Here is a 13,938-nt window from a genome sequence, read left to right on the forward strand (position 1 = left end):
AATTTAAACCTTTTGTCGACCCTGTATTTTTACCTGATCATCAAGGGGTTACTCAATACGACTGGGTACTGATGAATCCGTTGCGTCAGTAACTCCGGATCGCTGGTCACCAATGGAGAACAATATGACCGAGAGTCGCAATGAGCACTTTGCCCGGATGTCGAAGCACGCCTGGCGCATTCGTCGCTTCGCCCTACGCATGGGCGAGGTTCAGGGCCAAGGCTATGTTGGCCAGGCACTGGGCTGGGCCGACGTACTGGCTGTTGCCTACTGCCACGCCATGAACATTCGCGCTGATCAACCTGAATGGGAAGGCCGCGATCGTTTCCTGCTTTCCCATGGGCACTACGCCATCGCGCTTTACGCAGCGCTGTTGGAGGCCGGCGTTCTGCCGGAGGAGGAGCTGGAAACTTATGGCTCCGATGATAGCCGCCTGCCGATGTCGGGCATGGCGACCTACACACCCGGCATGGAAATCTCTGGTGGCTCCCTTGGCCAAGGGTTGGCTATTGCTGTAGGCCAGGCGCTGGGCCTGCGCATGAAGGGCAACGATGCGTTCGTCTACAACTCGATGTCCGATGGCGAGCTGGACGAGGGAGCGGTGTGGGAAGCTGCCATGTCAGCCTCGCACCACAAGCTGGGCAACCTGATCAATCTGGTGGACATCAACCGCCAGCAGGCAGACGGCCCTTCCCACGACATCCTCCAATTCGAACCCCTCGTCGATAAGTGGGCAGCGTTCGGTTGGCACGTGCAGCGCGTCGACGGCAATGACCTGCAGGCTGTGATCCAGGCCTTCGACCTCGCGCGGTCGGTACAGGGCGACAAGCCGCGAGTCATTCTCTTCGACACCCTCATGGGTAAAGGTGTCCCGTTCCTTGAGCAACGTGACAAGAACCACTTCATCCGGGTCGAGCCACAGGAGTGGCAGCATGCACTTGCAGACCTCGATGAGATCCACGCGCCAAGGAGCCCACAATGACCGCCGCTTCTCCAGTCAAGCCGAAACTCACCACGTCGTCGATGATCGCATCCATCGCCAGCGAGGGTCAGCGCACCACATCTGCGCCCTTTGGGCACACCTTGGTAAAGGCCGGCCAGAAAAATCCACGCATCGTCGGGATGACTGCGGATCTGGCCAAGTACACCGACTTACATATCTTCGCCCAACGTTATCCAGAGCGATTCCTGCAGATGGGTATGGCAGAGCAACTGCTCATGGCTGCGGCTGGAGGCATGGCAAAAGAAGGTTTCGTACCGTTCGCCACCACCTATGCGGTATTCGCCACTCGCCGAGCTTATGACTTCATTCATCAGGTAATCGCTGAAGAGAACCTGAACGTGAAGATCTGTGCGGCGCTGCCGGGCCTGACTACCGGCTATGGCCCAAGCCATCAAGCCACCGAAGACTTGGCGATGATGCGAGCAATCCCCCAGATGACGGTCATCGATCCTTGTGATGCACTGGAGACGGAGCAATGTGTAGCCGCGATAGCGGAGCACAACGGCCCGGTCTACATGCGCCTACCCCGCGGACGCGTGCCCCTCGTCCTCGATGAGTACGACTACAAATTCGAGTTGGGCAAAGCCAGGTTGCTGCGTGACGGCAAGGATGTGCTGATCATCTCCTCGGGCCTCATGACCATGCGCGCCCTTGAAGTAGCAGACGAACTGGCCAAAAACACAATCGACACCGCGGTCTTGCACGTGCCGACGATCAAGCCGCTCGATGTCGAGACCGTCCTGGAACAATGTCGCCGCGAAGGCCGGCTGGTTGTCATCGCGGAAAACCACACCCAGATCGGTGGCCTCGGTGAGGCCATAGCCATGGCGTTGCTACTAGCCCGCGTGCAACCGGAGGTTCGCCACGTGGCGCTCCCTGACCAGTTCCTGGATGCAGGTGCGCTGCCGACCCTCCATGACCGCTACGGCATTTCCAAAGAAGTCATGGTCGCAAACATCCAGCGTTGGCTGGGCTGATCGACTGCTGATGTGCGATGGCCGCTCACACCGCGTTGCCCACTGCCTGGGCAAGGTGAGCGAGCCATTGTGCCGGCAGCCCTCGTTTCTCGTCCCTGGATCGTCCCTATAACTACAAGGTGATGGCGATGCACAAAGACACCAGTCTCCTGAAGAAAAAACGTGTTTGGATCTACGCGTTTCTCTTCACCCTGACTCTGATCAACTACGTTGACCGAGTTTCGCTTTCGGTTGCCTCCAAAGTGCTCAAGGAAGAATTCGATATCTCGCCGGTTGCGATGGGCTACCTTTTCTCGTCATTCGTATGGCTCTACTTTCTGGCCCTCATCCCCATGGGCTACCTCGTAGGCCGCTTTGGCCCTAAAAAGGTCAACGGTTACGGCATAGGGGTATGGTCGGTAGCCACGGCCTGCACCGCATTGTCGACCGGGTTCATTTCTTTGCTCAGCTGCCGACTAATCATGGGCATGGGCGAAGCCACCACCTACCCTGCCGGCGCGCGTGTAATCCGCGAATGGATGCCACTCAAAGAGCGTGGCATGGCTACTGCTGTATTCCACAGCGGCAGCTTGGTAGGCCCAGCCATCGGCGCCATTGGCTTTGGCTGGCTGATCAGCGCGTTTGGCTGGCGCATCGCCTTTGTCGTAGCCGGCGCGTTGGGCTTCCTTTGGCTAGCTGCCTGGTTGAAGTGGTACAGCCACCCTGCAAAAGCTCCATGGCTTGAGGATGCCGAACGCGCGGAGATTGCTGAAGGTAGCGTCTCACACGGGGCAGAGCCGGCGCAGGCTGTGTCGCTTGGCCTCAAGGGCCTGGCACGCTCCAGCAGCATGTGGGCGATTGCCCTGTCGCATGGGTGCGCAGTGTATGCCACCTACTTTTTCCTGACCTGGCTGCCGACCTACCTCCAGGCTGAAAAAGGCCTGACGGTGATGTCCAGCGGCATCTACACCGCCATTCCGTACCTTGGTGCGGCCATTCTCGCCATCGTCATTGGCCGCCTGAGTGACAAGGCGATGCGCCCAGGTGCAGCCGAAACCGGACAGCGTCGCATGGTGGTGGCAAGTGTGTTGCTCGCCTCCTCGGTCATCTTTCTGGTGCCAGCGATCGACAGCACCTGGTCAATTCTCTTCGTGATCACGCTGTCGTTGGCGACCTGCGCTTCGGCGATTTCTCTGAACCTCTCGCTTGTGAATGACTTGGTGCGCTCTGAAGACGACGTCGGCACTGCAGCTGGCTTTATCACTGCAGTCGGCAATCTGTTCGGTCTCCTCGCTCCGATCGTGACTGGCTACGTGGTGGCCGGCTCTGGCAGCTTCGCCTTGGCCTTCGTCGTCGTCGGCGCATTACTTGTGATCGGCTCAGTCCTCTCGATGTTCTGCACGCGTCGGCCCATCGGCTTTGCAGCCTCCGGCAAACAGGCCATAGCCTGAATCAATAGCAAATTAAGGAAGTAGTAGCGTCATGAATCAACGTAGTAGTGAATCCCGCAGCAACGGCCGGGCCTCGGCTGGTCACAGCGGGAAATGGCGGCTGGCGACCGTCGTTTTAGCCCTGGCGCTGGGGGCATTTGGCATGGCCCTTTTTGGCGGCGGGGTATGGCTGATGGCTTTGGGCGGTAGCTGGTATTACACCCTCACCGGGGCCGGCTGTGTAATCACAGCTGTCATGCTGTGGCGGCAACGATTTGGCGCCTTGTACCTGTTCGCCGTGATCTGGGGCCTGACACTGATCTGGGCTTTATGGGAAGTCGGACTCAACTGGTGGGGGCTTGTACCACGTCTGGTGGCAATCACCGTCATCCTGTTGTTGATCCTTGCCGTGTCGCCGTCACTGCGTCGCGCCCCCCGCTCTGCTGCGTAAAGAGGTTTGTCATGTTCCTATCAGTCAAATGCAGAAGCGCACTGGCGCTCGCCGTTTCTTGCGCGCTTCAGGTGCAGATCGCTCAAGCTCAGGGTATGCCGCAGGTCGGCAGCGATTGGCCGTTCTATGGCGGTGATCACAACGCTCAGCGCTTTAGCCCCCTCAAGCAGATCACCCCAGCAAACGTTGGGCGCCTGGAGCGCGCATTTGTGTATCACACACGGGACTTACCGAATCCGGGCAGTCGCTACTCGCCTGAAACAACCCCGGTCAAGGTCGGCAACGACCTGCTGATGTGCTCTGCTAAAAACATCCTTATTTCGATCAATGCTGCAACCGGCAAGGAAAACTGGCGTCACGACCCTGGAGTACCTGATCAGGCAATTCCTCACGCAGCAGCATGCCGCGGCGTGGCGGTGTACACCGCGCCAGAGATCCCTGAGTCCGCACAATGCCGCAGCCGTGTGGTAGAGGCGACACTGGATGCGAGGCTGGTAGCTGTAGATCTGCGCACGGGCGAGCCTTGCAAGGACTTCGGACAGAACGGCACTGTGGATCTTTGGGAAGGTCTGGGCAAAAAAGTCCCCGGCTGGTACGCGGTTACAGCTCCTCCTACTATCGTCAATGGCGTGGTGGTCACAGGAGCACAAATTCGTGACGGTCAGGATGAGGACGCACCTTCTGGGGTGATTCGCGGCTACGACGCGGTCAACGGGAAAATGGCCTGGGCTTGGGATCTGGGTAACCCTGAAAACGTTCATGGCCCAGCCGAAGGCAGCACCTACACCCGTGGCACCCCGAATATGTGGACGGCTGCAGTGGGCGATGAGCAGCTTGGCTACGTCTACCTGCCGATCAGCAACTCCTCAATTGATTACTACGGCTCCAACCGTAGCGAGGAAGAAAACAAGTATTCGACCTCACTGGTGGCCGTCGACGTGAAGACGGGCAAGGACGTATGGCACTTCCAGACCATCCGCCATGATGTGTGGGATTATGATCTGGGCAGTCAGCCAACCCTTCTTGATTTCCCTGATAAGGACGGAAAACCAGTGGCTGCAGTGCTGCTGCCGACGAAGCAGGGTGACATCTACATCCTGGATCGCGCAACTGGCGAGCCTCTGGTTCCGATTGGTGAAGTCAAGGCACCAAAAGGCGGCTCCGTTGAACCCCAATTCCTGGCTAATACTCAACCTACCTCCGAGTGGCACACTCTACGCAAGGCGCCGAAAACCGAAGCGGACATGTGGGGCTTCTCACCACTCGATCAGTTGATGTGCCGCATCCAGTTCCGCCAGGCCAACTACGAAGGCTACCTGACGCCGCCATCGGTGGATCGTCCCTGGATTCAATACCCGGGCTACAACGGTGGCTCCGATTGGGGCTCGGTCGCGATCGACCCAGTTCGACGACTTCTAATCGCCAACTACAACGACATCCCCAACCTTAACCAGCTCATACCACGTGTACAGGCGGACAAGTTGGGGCTCAAACCTATCTATGCGCCAAAGGTTGATGAGACCTCGCTGAACAAGGCTGGCAGCAAATCGGGCAAGGGCGAAGGTGGGGCATCGGCCTATCCGCAGGTCAACGCGCCTTACGCGATCAGTGTGAATGCGGGATGGCGTAACTGGGGCACCGGCGTACCGTGCTCGGCACCACCGTATGGCGGAATTCGTGCAATCAGCCTGGATACCGGCAAGACCGTGTGGGACGAGCCGCTGGGTACCGCACGTCGCAACGGGCCTTTCGGCATCCCGTCGCATCTGCCACTGAATATCGGCTTGCCAAACAATGGCGGAACGGTGGTCACCGCAGGTGGACTCACCTTCGTCGGCGCGGCGACTGACAACTTGTTCCGTGCCATCGACACAGCTACCGGTGAGGTGCTGTGGGAAGACGTATTGACGGCAGGCGCCCAAGCCAACCCGATCTCGTACGAGGTTGATGGTGAGCAGTATGTGCTCGTCTCAGCGTCTGGCCACGCCTTCATGGAAACCGGCACCAGCGACGAAATCATCGCATACAAGCTGCGTAAGTAATGCCTTGACGGGGCCCGCTTGGGCCCCGTCTTGACACTGATTCACAGAGGAGTTTAATCATGGATTTGGGCTTGCAAGGTAAACGCGTACTGGTGAGCGGCGCTTCCAGGGGTATCGGGCGGGCAATTGCCAAATTGTTTCTCGATGAGGGCGCCAAGGTGGCCTTCTGTGCTCGGGGTACCGCAGGCGTCCAAACGACGCAACAAGCACTCGGTCATGACGCCATCGGTACCGCCGTTGATGTCACCCAGCCCGAACAGGTGCAGGCCTGGGTCACGGATGCAGCGCAGCGTCTTGGAGGAATCGATATCGTCGTGCCGAACGTCAGTGCTTTGGCTGGCGGAGATGACTTGCAGACATGGCGACGAGCCTTCGACACCGATTTACTGGGAAGTGCGACGATGGTCAAAGCCGCCTTGCCCGCCCTGCGTCAATCGCAAGCCGCATCGGTTGTCCTAATTTCCAGCGTATCGGGCCGCGAAGTCGATATGTTCGCGGAGCCATACGGTGTACTGAAAGCAGCATTGCTGCACTACAGTAAAACGCTTTCTGCACGCCATGCGCGCGAAGGTATTCGGGTGAACTCTGTCTCCCCAGGAAACGTGTATTTTCCGGAGGGCGTATGGGGTGACATAAAGCGCGACCAGCCCGAGACCTTCGCGAAATGCCTAGCTGAAAACCCGTTGGGCCGCATGGCTACACCCGAGGAAGTAGCCAAAGCAGTCGTATTCCTGGCCAGCCCTGCTGCAAGCTTTACCACCGGCACGAACTTGCTCGTGGATGGCGGGCTGACACGCTCGGTTCAGTTCTGAGCACCCAGGCCCAACGGTAGTAATCTGAATAAGATTTGAATGATGAAACTCTATATCTACGAACTGAATCGCCCCTGGTTTCCTAGACACCTCCAAGCCTCATAATGAGGCCCAAATAGGAGGTGCCATGAGTCGTCAGCGTTAAGATCGAAGCGGTCAAGCAAGTGACCGAGAAAGGCAAACCCGTCGCCGATGTCGCCCAGCGCCTGGGCATGTCCGTGCACAGCCTTTATGCCTGGATCAAGGTCTACAGCAAGCCCCAAGAGCAGCGTCAGCAAGACGACGATCAGCAGGCCGAACTGCGCAAGCTGCGCGCTGAACTCAAGCGCGTGACGGAAGAGCGAGACATCTTAAAAAAGGCCGCCGCGAACGCATCCTCGCGCGCCTGGAGGGCGACCTGGCGCCTTGGTTCAGCGCCATACCGGCCAGCGCCGGTTTCCACCTGAGTGCGCTGGCAAAGCCTGGGGTGGATGTCGAACTGCTGGCCAACCTCGCACGCAAGGTGGAGGTCGGCCTCTATTCGCTGGCACCGTTTTTCAGCGAGGTGCCGGTGCGTCCCGGGCTGGTGCTAGGCTTTGGCGCCATCGAGCTGCTCGACATCGACACCGCGCTCGACCGCGTCCGCGATACCCTGCAACGCCTCAGTTGACCGGCGCCGCCTGGCCCTTGCCCGCCGGCCGTGCGATGGCGGCGGCATAGCCGCGTGGCGCGAAACACACTGTCACCAGCAGCATTGCCAGCACCGTCACCGTCAACAGCGTCCATGACGCCTGAAAGTCGCCACTGACATCGCGCAGCCAACCGGTGATGTACGGCACGATACCGGTGATGATAAAGCCGATACCCTGGACAAAGGCCGCTAGGCTGCCAGCCTCGGCGGGCGTTTTCAGGTGCTCCAGGGTCAGCGTCAGGCTCTGGCTGAAACAGGCCCCCAGGCCGAAACCGATCATCGCGACCCACAGGCCCATCGACAGCGTTGGCGCCAGCAACAGGCCAAGGAAACCTGCCAGCTGGATCGATAGCGCCAGCCACAACCCAGGCCGACGATCTACCCAGCGACGCAGCAACAACGGCAGGCCCAGCGCGCCGGCAACCTGAAAGATCGTCATCAGCCCCACCAGGTCGCCGCCGCCTTGGGCAGTACCGCCATGCTCCAGGTGATAGGCCGGCAGCCAGGCGACCATGCTGGTGTAGCCGCCATTGATCAGGCCGAAATACAACGCCAGCAACCAGGCACGCCGCGTACCGAACCAGTGCCCGCCCGCGGCGCCCGCCAGCCTGGGCGCATCCTGGCGCGGCCGCAGCAGCGTCCAGGCCAGCATCGCCAGCAATGCCGGGATGGCCCACAGGCCCAGCCCGGCCTGCCAGTGGCCAAAGTACCCGCTTATATGCGGCCCAAGCACCGCCGCCAGGCCACCACCACTCATCAGCGCCGCGGAATACATGCCCATGGCGCCCGCCAGGCGACCCGGGAACCAGCGGTTGACCAGCCCCGGCATCATGCCTTGGACTACCGCGACGCCGAGGCCGGCGACCACTGCGCTGGCAATGAGCGCCCACGCGCTGCCCAGTTGCAGCCGCCACAGGCAGGCCAGCGCGATCGCCGCAAGGCCCGCGAGCATGCCGCCATGCTCGCTGATCCAGCGCCGCAGCCAGGGTTGCAACAACGGCACCAGGCCCATGCACAGCACCGGCAGCGCGGTCAGTAGCGCCGCCTGCTGGTAACCCAGGCCCGTGCTGGCGCGCATGGGTTCGAGCAGCGGCCCGATGCTGGTAAGGATCGGCCGCAGGTTCAGTGCCAGCAGCATCACCAGCAACAGGTTCAAGGCCGCTCTCATTGCGCGTTGGCCTGCTGCCACTCAAGGTACAGGTCGGCTTCGCCACTCGGTTTCAGCGCCCGCAATGGCAGGCTCTGCTGCTGCGGTGGGCGTGCCATCTGCGCGTAGACAGCGGCCGTGGATAACCCATAGGGCTCGCCCTCATCGTTGCCATAGGCGAACCAAGCCCGTTCGATGCCGCACAGGTGCATGGCCGCCAGGCACATCGGGCACGGGTGGCCGCTGGCATAGATTTCGGCGCCGTCCAGGCGCGCCTGGCCCAGGGCATGCGCGGCCTTGCGAATGGCCAGCAGTTCGGCATGGGCGGTCGGGTCCTGGCTGCTGTGGATCTCGTTGACCGCGCGTGCCACCACGCGCCCCTGATACACCAGCACGGCGCCAAAAGGCCGACCACCGGCCTTGATGTTGGCACGGGCCAGATCGAGCGCTTCGCGCATGTAGCGTGCTTCGGACATGAATCGGTGCTCCTGTTGCAAGACCTGGCCATTATCCCGGCTTGCTGGCGTTGACAGAAATGAAGAGATTGGATGCACGTCAGTGGCCACCTGAATGCACCGATTGGCCTCCCGGCAAACGCTGCGATTGGCTATCGGGCCGATCGACGGGCAGCGCTAAGGTAGCGCCATGTCCACCCCACACCTTCTGGAGAACACCATGAACACGCGTATCGAATGGGCCAAGCACGCACCGGAAGCCTACAAAGCCATGGTTGGCCTGGAACAGGCGCTGGCCAAGAGCGGCCTGGAAAGCTCGTTGCTCGAACTGGTGCGCCTGCGCGCTTCGCAGATCAACGGCTGCGCCTACTGCATCAACATGCATGCCAATGACGCACGCCAGGCCGGCGAAACCGAAGCACGCCTGCAGACGCTGAGCGTGTGGCAGGAAACCGCCTACTTCACCCCGCGCGAACGTGCCGCGCTGGCCTGGGTAGAAAACCTGACCCGCTTGCCGGAGCGCGGTGCGCCACAGCCTGAGTACGAGGCGCTACAAGCCCATTTCGAGCCGCAGGAAGTGGTCAACCTGACACTGGCCATCGCCACCATCAATGCCTGGAACCGCTTCGGCGTCGGGTTTGCCATGGTTCCGGCGTAAACGATTGCTGATTGCCTATACCGGCCCGTTTGCGGCCGGTACTGGCACACCTACCGCGCAACCAACCTGGCGCGATAGCTGCCCGGGCTCTGCCCCGTCCATTTCTTGAACGCCCGGTGAAACGCGCTGGGTTCCTGAAACCCCGCCAGCTCAGCCACTTCGGCGATGCTCAGTACCCCTTCGCGCAGGTGTTCAAACGCCATTGCCCGGCGCACTTCGTCCTTGATTTGCTGGTACGAACGCCCTTCCCGCTCCAACTGCCGGCGGAAGGTGCTGGCGCTGATACCCTGCAGCTGCGCCAACGCCGCCAAGGTCGGCCACTGCCCATAGCGCCGCGCACGCAGGTGGCGATAGACCTCGGCCACCAGGCCATTCTGGTTGCGAAAGCGAATCACCAGGCCTTGGGGCGCGCTACGCAAGAAGCCCTTCAAAGCTTGCAGGTTCTGCACCACGGGCAGGCGCAAGTAAGCGCTGTCGAACTCCACTTCGGTACGCCCACTGCCCAGGCGCAGGTCAGGCCCCCACAGCAGCAGGTCGTCGTCCTGGGCAGGGCGCGACACCGCCAGTTCGGTGCGGTCGATGCCAATGCGCCGCCCCGCCAGCCAGCACAGCAGGCCGATCATCAGCACCAGGTAGGTTTCCTCGGCGTATACCCGGGTCAGCGGGTCGGCGATGCTCGACTGCACGCTGATCACTGCCCTGCCCGCGCGCACCGTGAGGCTGCCACGCAGGTCACGCAGGAACAAGCCAAAACCGCCCATGCACTGACGCAGGGCTTTTTCCAGGTTCGGCTCTAGAATCAGGCCGCGGCAGATCAAGGCAAAGCTGCCCAGCGGCATGCCGTGGCTGTCGAGGCGGAAGAACTCATCGTCCAACCGTTGAATCAGCGCCAGCCACAGCTGGGCGAATGCCTTGGCCGGCACGCGGGCCTGGGGCTGGTCGAGCAGCTGTGGATCGATGCCGACCGCACGCAGGTGTGCATCGCGCACGTCCGGGCGGTCGCGCAGGGCGTGCAGCATGGCCTTGAGGAAGTACACGGCGACCGTATCGCTATCGCGCATGGCGGGTTTCGCTGTCTATGCTGAGTGGCAAAAACTGCCAGGTTGAATGAACAGATCCGGCATAGGCTCTGGCAGAGCCTTTGCCTAGACTCGGGTGGACAAAGGGATCGCCGGCCATTCTCGCAGAGCCAGGCCCGGTCCCGCCATGCCTTCGCAATCGGAGCCCTTATGAGCAGCGCAGAAATCTACGTCGTCAGTGCCGTCCGTTCAGCCATTGGTGGCTTTGGCGGCTCTCTCAAGGACCTGCCGCTGGCAGACCTCGCCACCGCCGTGACCCGCGCCGCCATCGAGCGTGCCGGCGTGGATGCCGGGCAGATCGGCCACATGGTGATGGGCAGCGTGATCCCCACCGAGCCGCGTGATGCCTACCTGGCCCGGGTGGCGGCGATGAACGCCGGCATCCCCAAGGAAACCCCGGCTTTCAACGTCAACCGCCTGTGCGGCTCGGGCTTGCAAGCCATTGTTTCGGCAGCGCAGTGCCTGCTGCTGGGCGACACCGACGTGGCCCTGGCGGCGGGCGCCGAGTCCATGAGCCGCGGCCCGTACTTGCTGCCACAGGCTCGCTGGGGCGCGCGCATGGGCGACTTGCAAGGCATCGACTACACCGTCGGCGTGCTGCAGGACCCCTTCGAACACTTCCACATGGGCATCACCGCCGAGAACGTTTCGGCCAAGCACGGCATCACCCGTGAAATGCAGGACGAGCTGGCCCTGACCAGCCAACGCCGCGCCGCACGCGCCATCGCCGAAGGCCGCTTCACCAGCCAGATCGTCCCGCTGGAACTGAAAACCCGCAAAGGCAGCGTGCAGTTCAGCGTCGATGAGCACGTGCGTGGCGATGTCACCGCAGAACAACTGGCCGCCATGAAGACCGTGTTCAAGAAAGACGGCACCGTCACCGCCGGCAATGCCAGTGGCATCAACGACGGCGCTGCCGGCCTGGTGCTGGCCAGCGGTGACGCCGTGCGCCGTCTGGGCCTGAAGCCGCTGGCACGCCTGGTGGCTTACGCCCATGCCGGCGTCGAGCCCGAGCTCATGGGCCTGGGCCCGATCCCGGCGACCCGCAAGGTGCTGGAAAAAACCGGCCTGCGTGTGCAGGACCTGGACGTGATCGAGTCCAACGAGGCCTTCGCCGCCCAGGCCTGCGCCGTAGCCCGTGCGCTGGACTTCGACCCGGAAAAGGTCAACCCGAACGGTTCGGGTATCTCCCTTGGCCACCCGGTCGGCGCCACCGGAGCGATCATCGCCACCAAGGCCATCCATGAGCTGCACCGCATTCAGGGCCGCTACGCCCTGGCGACCATGTGCATCGGCGGCGGCCAAGGCATCGCCGTGGTCTTCGAGCGCGTCTGAGGGAAACTGCCCCATGAACATTGAACAAATTGCCGTGATCGGCGCAGGCACCATGGGCAACGGTATCGCTCAAGTGTGCGCGGTGGCGGGCTACCAGGTGCTGCTGGTGGACGTGTCCGATGCCGCGCTGGAGCGTGGCGTGGCGACCTTGAGCAAAAACCTGGAGCGCCAGGTCAGCAAAGGCACGCTCGACGCCGACAAGGCCGAGGCAGCGAAAACCCGCATCCGCACCAGCACCGACTATGCCCAGCTCAGTGGCGCGCAGTTGGTGATCGAGGCGGCCACCGAAAACCTGCAGCTCAAGCAGCGCATTCTGCAGCAAGTGGCCGGCAACGTTGCCGCCGACTGCCTGATTGCCACCAACACCTCGTCGCTGTCGGTGACGCAACTGGCCGCGAGCATCGAGCACCCGGAGCGTTTCATCGGCGTGCACTTCTTCAACCCGGTGCCAATGATGGCCCTGGTCGAGATCATCCGTGGCCTGCAGACCAGTGACAGCACCTATGCCCAGGCCTTGCTGGTGACCGAAAAGGTCGGCAAGACCCCGATTACCGCCGGCAACCGCCCAGGCTTCGTGGTCAACCGCATCCTGGTGCCGATGATCAACGAAGCGATCTTCGTGCGCCAAGAGGGCCTGGCCAGTGCCGAGGACATCGACACCGGCATGCGCCTAGGCTGCAACCAGCCGATCGGCCCCTTGGCACTGGCCGACCTGATTGGCCTGGATACCCTGCTGGCGATCATGGAGGCCTTCCATGAGGGTTTCAATGACAGCAAGTACCGCCCTGCCCCGTTGCTCAAGGAAATGGTCGCGGCCGGTTGGCTGGGGCGCAAAAGCGGCCGCGGTTTCTTCACCTACTGAGGAGCGATTGCCATGCCTCCGGTCAACGCTGCGATGCGCTGTGCCAGCTTTGAAGAGCGACGTGACCAGGCCATGGCGCTGTTTGCCGAAAAGGGTTTTGGCCAGGTCAGCATGCGTGAACTGGCAGCCCACGTGGGGTTGACCGCCGGTTCGCTGTATCACCATTTCCCGAGCAAGCAGGACCTGCTGTACGACTTGATCGAAGAGTTGTACGAGGAGCTGCAGGCCACCCTGGACCAAGGCCGCCGCGCCATGGCCCGGGGGGCATCGGCGTTGTCGTGCCTGATCGCGGCGCATTGGCAGTTGCATGCCGAGCGGCCCTTGCAGTTTCGCCTGGCAGAGCGGGATTTATGTTGTTTGAGCGATGCGCAACAGGTGCAGCTGGCGTCGTTACGCAAGCGCTATGAGGCAGGGTTGCTGCGTTTGATTGCACCGCAGGCGAAACTGCCAGGGCAAGCGCTGGAGGCTACTGCGCATGTGCTGGCGACGTTGCTCAACCAACTGCCGGGGTTGCTCAAGGCATTGCCTCAAGAGCAAGGCTTGGAGCTGATGGAGAACTTGCTGATCGGTGGGATCGAGCGGACGCTGCGATAGCCTGCCAGGGCCTCTTCGCGGGGCACAGCGGATCGCCGCACCGCCGCGAAGGCCAGCTGCCTCAGCGCAACAGCAATTGAATCTGTTCGTGCAGGGTATCCAGGTCGAACGGCTTGGCCAGGATCGGCGCCTTGCGCGTGATCGGGCTGCCAGATTCGAGAATCTCCGCCGGGTAGCCACTGATGAAAATCACCTTGAGCTCCGGTCGCAGTTTTACCGCGGGCTCGGCGATCTCTACCCCCGAGATGCCCCCTGGCAATCGAAAATCAGTGACCATCAAGTCCAGGTGCGGCTTGCTCGCCAGGATCTTGAAGGCCTGTTCACCGTCTTCGGCCACCAGTACGTGATAACCCTCGCCTGCCAGGTAATCACGCAAAATCATGCGAATGGCCGGTTCATCCTCGACCACCAGCACCACATCTTGTGCATCTTCACTCATGATAA

General features: G+C 61.6%; 14 protein-coding genes and 2 pseudogenes. 12 read left to right on the forward strand and 4 right to left on the reverse strand.

Annotated elements, in window-relative coordinates; translation table 11 throughout:
* The first annotated feature begins 124 nt into the window (after nt 1-124).
* The 8 genes and pseudogenes from PC358_RS08435 to PC358_RS27020 all read left to right on the forward strand — a co-directional run.
* The gene (locus tag PC358_RS08435; protein WP_033698819.1) at nt 125-982 is read left to right on the forward strand and encodes a transketolase; all 858 of its coding nucleotides are present in this window, start codon (nt 125-127) and stop codon (nt 980-982) included.
* Entirely contained in the window at nt 979-1,980 is a 1,002-nt protein-coding gene (locus tag PC358_RS08440; protein ID WP_033698822.1) for a transketolase family protein, read from the forward strand. The genes PC358_RS08435 and PC358_RS08440 overlap by 4 nt, the downstream gene beginning before the upstream one ends.
* A gap of 128 nt (nt 1,981-2,108) precedes the next feature.
* Nucleotides 2,109-3,410 carry an MFS transporter gene (locus PC358_RS08445; RefSeq protein ID WP_033698823.1) on the forward strand — a complete coding sequence of 434 codons (1,302 nt, stop codon included), beginning with the start codon at nt 2,109-2,111 and terminating at the stop codon, nt 3,408-3,410.
* 31 nt (nt 3,411-3,441) lie between these two features.
* Entirely contained in the window at nt 3,442-3,840 is a 399-nt protein-coding gene (locus PC358_RS08450; protein WP_033698824.1) for a hypothetical protein, read from the forward strand.
* Between the two features lie 11 nt (nt 3,841-3,851).
* Nucleotides 3,852-5,882: a pyrroloquinoline quinone-dependent dehydrogenase gene (locus tag PC358_RS08455; protein ID WP_033698825.1), complete on the forward strand. Its 2,031-nt coding sequence runs from the start codon at nt 3,852-3,854 to the stop codon at nt 5,880-5,882.
* A 59-nt stretch (nt 5,883-5,941) separates the two neighbouring features.
* Nucleotides 5,942-6,694: an SDR family NAD(P)-dependent oxidoreductase gene (locus tag PC358_RS08460; protein WP_033698826.1), complete on the forward strand. Its 753-nt coding sequence runs from the start codon at nt 5,942-5,944 to the stop codon at nt 6,692-6,694.
* A gap of 146 nt (nt 6,695-6,840) precedes the next feature.
* Nucleotides 6,841-7,053 (forward strand): annotated as a pseudogene (locus PC358_RS08465) (transposase); the annotation flags it as partial.
* Nucleotides 7,053-7,343, forward strand: a pseudogene (locus PC358_RS27020) (MocR-like pyridoxine biosynthesis transcription factor PdxR); the annotation flags it as partial. The pseudogenes PC358_RS08465 and PC358_RS27020, both read left to right, overlap by 1 nt.
* Here the strand turns inward: PC358_RS27020 and PC358_RS08475 are convergent.
* The gene (locus PC358_RS08475; RefSeq protein ID WP_033698829.1) at nt 7,336-8,532 is read right to left on the reverse strand and encodes a cyanate transporter; all 1,197 of its coding nucleotides are present in this window, start codon (nt 8,530-8,532) and stop codon (nt 7,336-7,338) included. The pseudogene PC358_RS27020 and the gene PC358_RS08475 overlap by 8 nt on opposite strands.
* Nucleotides 8,529-8,987, reverse strand: a complete 459-nt coding sequence (locus PC358_RS08480; RefSeq protein WP_033698830.1) for a nucleoside deaminase — start codon at nt 8,985-8,987, stop codon at nt 8,529-8,531. The genes PC358_RS08475 and PC358_RS08480 overlap by 4 nt, the downstream gene beginning before the upstream one ends.
* A 199-nt stretch (nt 8,988-9,186) precedes the next feature.
* On the opposite strand from PC358_RS08480, the gene PC358_RS08485 reads away from it, so the two are divergent.
* Complete coding sequence (locus PC358_RS08485) at nt 9,187-9,624, forward strand: carboxymuconolactone decarboxylase family protein (RefSeq protein WP_033698831.1); 438 nt, start codon at nt 9,187-9,189, stop codon at nt 9,622-9,624.
* Between the two features lie 50 nt (nt 9,625-9,674).
* Here PC358_RS08485 and PC358_RS08490 read toward each other — a convergent pair whose 3' ends face one another.
* Nucleotides 9,675-10,685 (reverse strand): AraC family transcriptional regulator, encoded by a 1,011-nt coding sequence (locus tag PC358_RS08490; RefSeq protein ID WP_033698833.1) that lies wholly within the window; start codon nt 10,683-10,685, stop codon nt 9,675-9,677.
* Nucleotides 10,686-10,853: 168 nt separating this feature from the next.
* On the opposite strand from PC358_RS08490, the gene PC358_RS08495 reads away from it, so the two are divergent.
* The 3 genes from PC358_RS08495 to PC358_RS08505 are packed head-to-tail and all read left to right on the forward strand — an operon-like array spanning nt 10,854 to nt 13,494.
* Nucleotides 10,854-12,038: an acetyl-CoA C-acyltransferase family protein gene (locus tag PC358_RS08495; RefSeq protein WP_033698835.1), complete on the forward strand. Its 1,185-nt coding sequence runs from the start codon at nt 10,854-10,856 to the stop codon at nt 12,036-12,038.
* Nucleotides 12,039-12,051: 13 nt separating this feature from the next.
* Nucleotides 12,052-12,900, forward strand: a complete 849-nt coding sequence (locus PC358_RS08500) for a 3-hydroxybutyryl-CoA dehydrogenase (RefSeq protein ID WP_033698836.1) — start codon at nt 12,052-12,054, stop codon at nt 12,898-12,900.
* 12 nt (nt 12,901-12,912) lie between these two features.
* On the forward strand, nt 12,913-13,494 hold the full coding sequence (locus tag PC358_RS08505) for a TetR/AcrR family transcriptional regulator (RefSeq protein ID WP_033698837.1): 582 nt from the start codon (nt 12,913-12,915) through the stop codon (nt 13,492-13,494).
* 61 nt (nt 13,495-13,555) lie between these two features.
* Here the strand turns inward: PC358_RS08505 and PC358_RS08510 are convergent, their stop codons facing one another.
* Entirely contained in the window at nt 13,556-13,933 is a 378-nt protein-coding gene (locus PC358_RS08510; RefSeq protein ID WP_033698838.1) for a response regulator, read from the reverse strand.
* Nucleotides 13,934-13,938 lie beyond the last annotated feature (5 nt).

The organism is Pseudomonas capeferrum (assembly GCF_000731675.1).
GTDB lineage: Bacteria > Pseudomonadota > Gammaproteobacteria > Pseudomonadales > Pseudomonadaceae > Aquipseudomonas > Aquipseudomonas capeferrum.

Bases quoted from the DNA above. Each gene is read 5' to 3' on its own strand.
- PC358_RS08485 (WP_033698831.1), top strand. From the start codon at position 9,187: ATGAACACGCGTATCGAATGGGCCAAGCACGCACCGGAAGCCTACAAA.
- PC358_RS08455 (WP_033698825.1), top strand. From the start codon at position 3,852: ATGTTCCTATCAGTCAAATGCAGAAGCGCACTGGCGCTCGCCGTTTCT.
- PC358_RS08440 (WP_033698822.1), top strand. From the start codon at position 979: ATGACCGCCGCTTCTCCAGTCAAGCCGAAACTCACCACGTCGTCGATG.
- PC358_RS08510 (WP_033698838.1), bottom strand. From the start codon at position 13,933: ATGAGTGAAGATGCACAAGATGTGGTGCTGGTGGTCGAGGATGAACCG.
- PC358_RS08490 (WP_033698833.1), bottom strand. From the start codon at position 10,685: ATGCGCGATAGCGATACGGTCGCCGTGTACTTCCTCAAGGCCATGCTG.
- PC358_RS08475 (WP_033698829.1), bottom strand. From the start codon at position 8,532: ATGAGAGCGGCCTTGAACCTGTTGCTGGTGATGCTGCTGGCACTGAAC.
- PC358_RS08505 (WP_033698837.1), top strand. From the start codon at position 12,913: ATGCCTCCGGTCAACGCTGCGATGCGCTGTGCCAGCTTTGAAGAGCGA.
- PC358_RS08495 (WP_033698835.1), top strand. From the start codon at position 10,854: ATGAGCAGCGCAGAAATCTACGTCGTCAGTGCCGTCCGTTCAGCCATT.
- PC358_RS08480 (WP_033698830.1), bottom strand. From the start codon at position 8,987: ATGTCCGAAGCACGCTACATGCGCGAAGCGCTCGATCTGGCCCGTGCC.
- PC358_RS08460 (WP_033698826.1), top strand. From the start codon at position 5,942: ATGGATTTGGGCTTGCAAGGTAAACGCGTACTGGTGAGCGGCGCTTCC.
- PC358_RS08500 (WP_033698836.1), top strand. From the start codon at position 12,052: ATGAACATTGAACAAATTGCCGTGATCGGCGCAGGCACCATGGGCAAC.
- PC358_RS08450 (WP_033698824.1), top strand. From the start codon at position 3,442: ATGAATCAACGTAGTAGTGAATCCCGCAGCAACGGCCGGGCCTCGGCT.
- PC358_RS08435 (WP_033698819.1), top strand. From the start codon at position 125: ATGACCGAGAGTCGCAATGAGCACTTTGCCCGGATGTCGAAGCACGCC.
- PC358_RS08445 (WP_033698823.1), top strand. From the start codon at position 2,109: ATGCACAAAGACACCAGTCTCCTGAAGAAAAAACGTGTTTGGATCTAC.